Raw genomic sequence first — 2,822 nt, forward strand, 5'->3', positions numbered from 1 at the left:
TCGCTTTCGTGGCCACCTCCAGCGGGTCCAGCGGCGAGGGCCGGGCCGGCGGTGGCGACGGGCGCGAGAGCGGAGTGCTGGCCGACGGGAGCCGGGGTGGCGGGCGCGCGCAGGGGGGCGAGACGACAAAGAAGGACGAGAGCGCCGAGCCGTCCGAGCGGCGCAGGCCCTCGCCCGCAGGCGGTGGCGCGGAGCAGGAAGGCGAGTCCGCGACGCCCCGTAAGGGAGGGGGGACCGCGCAGGAGGACCAGGCCGGGCCCGCCGCCCGGAACCCCCTCGCGTGGTCGGTGCGTTCGCACGTCTGGGAGTCCGGTTGCGACCACCGCTACCTCGTCGACAAGTCGCCCGGCGACGTGCCGCCCCCGCCGATGGCGCAGGACGCCGAGGCGTGGGCCTCCAGCCAGGGCGCCGTCCACGGCGGTACGACGAACATCGAGACCGCCATCGAGCCCAGCGGCGACGAGCCGGTGACCGTCACCGCCGTCCACGTACGCAAGACGGCGAGCGGCACGCCGCTGCCGTGGAGCGCGTTCGCGATGTCGTCCGGCTGCGGCGGCGAGGTCACCGAGGCGGCGTACAGCGTCGACCTCGACATGCCCCGCCCCGTCCTCAAGCCCCAGCAGGGCGGCGACTCCACGCAGAAGTGGGACCCCCCGGCGCTGCCCTACCGGGTCACCGCCGACGATCCGCTGTCCCTCCTCGTCCACGCGGGCGCCGAGGACCACGACGTCCGCTGGTACCTGGAGGTCGAGTGGAGCACCGGTGACGACTCCGGCGTCATCCGCATCGACGACCAGGGCGCCCCGTTCCGCACCAGCGGCATCAAGGGCAGCCCCCTGTACGACTACGACACCCTCAAGGGCTCCTGGTACGCGTGGCCGACCGACGACGCCGTGGAGGAGTCCGCCTCCCCGGCGCAGTAGCCGCCGGGGCCGGACCGGGAGGAAGCGGAAGAAGCGGAAGGTGAGCCACCGGCGGGGAGCGGAATCCGGCCAGATGAAACGGTTCTCCAGGTCAAGACCGCGTTCTGGGGCCGGAATTGGGGAGGATTCCGCTGTGGGGGATGCGCATGTGGCGCGGGCAGACGATAGGGTTAGCCTGCCCGGGCCGGGAGCCCTCGTAAGGGTGGGGAGAGTCATGGACCAGATAGCAATGCGCGGCAAGGCGCGAGTTCCTGCGATCAACTGCGGGAGCACGGCGTCGCGGGCGCGTGTCGACCGGCATCTAGCCGTGCTCGGCGGGCCCGCCGTCCCCCAGGGGGACGCGGACAGCGCCACCATGCTCATGCGTGAGCTGACCGCCCGCGAGGACCGGGCCGCCAAGCCGGGCCGGATGGCGCGCGTTTCCCTCTTCGCTCCGCTGCGGAAGCTGCGGCGCTCCCTCTTCGGCAACCGCCGGAGCTGACGGACAGCTCGTATCGGGGCGGGCGCGGCGACCCGGCATGCCGTGCCCGCCCCGATCGCTGCCGCGTAGGTACGAGCCCCCCACCCGGCAGACCGCCGACGGTGCGCCTCAGCCCCGGCCCCGCGCGCTGCGCCGTACCGCCAGCGGGACGAACACCGCCAGCAGCAGCACCGACCAGCCCAGTGCCGCCGCCACCGGATGCGTCATCGGCCACGCCGCGCCCGGCGCGTCGTCCAGCCCCGGCGGCGCGCTGCCCGTCAGGTCCCGGACGGCCGTGACGTACGCGCTGAGCGGGTTCCACTCCACCACCGCCCGCAGCCATCCCGGCATGCCGTACGTCGGGACGTAGGCGTTGGAGAGCAGTTGGAGCATGAACGTGGTGCTCGCCAGCTGCCCCGCCGCCTCCTCGTTCCCGACCACCATCCCCAGGTGGATCCCGATCCACACCGAGGCGAACCGCAGCAGGAGCAGCAGCCCCAGCGCACCGGCCGTCGCCGCCGCCCCGCCGTCGTTGCGCCAGCCCACGGCGTAGCCGACCGCGACCAGCGGCACCAGCCCGGCCGTGAACAGCAGCACGTCCGCCACGGCCTGCCCCAGCGGCAGCGCCGCCCGGCTGATCGGCAGCGCCCGGAAGCGCTCCGTCACCCCGCGGCCGGTGTCGACGGCGGCCTGGAGCATGCCGGTGACCAGGCCGCCGGCGGCGGTGGTGGCGAAGAGGCCGGGGACGATGTACGTGCGGTAGTCGGCGCCGCCGGGGAGTGAGACGGAGTTGCCGAAGACGTAGCCGAAGAAGAGCAGCAGCGTCAGCGGCATCACCTGGGTGATGACGAGCAGCGCGGGGTTGCGCCGCGCGCGCTGGAACTGCCGGCCGACCATGGCCATGCCGTCGTACGCGAGGTCGCTCATGCCGCCGCCTCCTTCGCGGTCCCGGTGTCGTCCGCCCCCGTGAGCCGGAGGAAGACCTCGTCCAGCGTCGGCCTGCGCAGGGTCGCGTCGACCACGGGCACGCCCGCCCTGTCCAGCTCGCGCACCACGCGCGGCAGGGTCAGCCCCGGGTCGTACGCCGCGGCCCCGACCGCCAGCCGCTCCGCGTCCAGCCGCGGTTCGCCGCCGGTCAGCGGCCCGAGCACCACGGCCGCCGCCGCGAGCGCCGCCTCCTCGGCCACGACCACCTCCGCGTACGCGCCCACGCGCCGCTTCAGCTCGTCCGGCGTGCCGGTGACGGCCGCCCGGCCGTGGTCGACGACCACCACCGAGTCCGCCAGCCGGTCCGCCTCCTCCAGGTACTGCGTCGTCAGCAGCACCGTCGTGCCGGCCGCCGACAGCTCGCGCACCGCCGCCCAGATCTGCTCGCGGCTGGCCGGGTCGAGCCCGGTGGTCGGCTCGTCCAGGAAGAGCACCTGCGGCCGGGACAGCAG

Annotated in this window: 3 protein-coding genes and 1 pseudogene; 2 read left to right on the forward strand and 2 right to left on the reverse strand. The window is 74.5% G+C overall.

The genetic code is table 11. From position 1 onward, the window contains the following. Together H5J30_RS25510 and H5J30_RS25515 are read left to right on the forward strand one after the other, a co-directional pair. Positions 1-923, forward strand: a pseudogene (locus H5J30_RS25510) (transcriptional regulator); the annotation flags it as partial. A 214-nt stretch (positions 924-1,137) separates the two neighbouring features. Then, complete coding sequence (locus tag H5J30_RS25515; protein ID WP_181789696.1) at positions 1,138-1,404, forward strand: hypothetical protein; 267 nt, start codon at positions 1,138-1,140, stop codon at positions 1,402-1,404. A 108-nt stretch (positions 1,405-1,512) separates the two neighbouring features. Here the strand turns inward: H5J30_RS25515 and H5J30_RS25520 are convergent, their stop codons facing one another. Further along, complete coding sequence (locus H5J30_RS25520) at positions 1,513-2,310, reverse strand: ABC transporter permease (RefSeq protein ID WP_181789697.1); 798 nt, start codon at positions 2,308-2,310, stop codon at positions 1,513-1,515. Then, positions 2,307-2,822 (reverse strand): DrrA family ABC transporter ATP-binding protein (locus tag H5J30_RS25525; RefSeq protein ID WP_508470709.1); only part of this gene is annotated, 516 nt, incomplete at its 5' end. The genes H5J30_RS25520 and H5J30_RS25525, both read right to left, overlap by 4 nt.

This window comes from Streptomyces phytophilus (assembly GCF_013870535.1).
Classification (GTDB): Bacteria; Actinomycetota; Actinomycetes; order Streptomycetales; family Streptomycetaceae; genus Streptomyces; species Streptomyces phytophilus.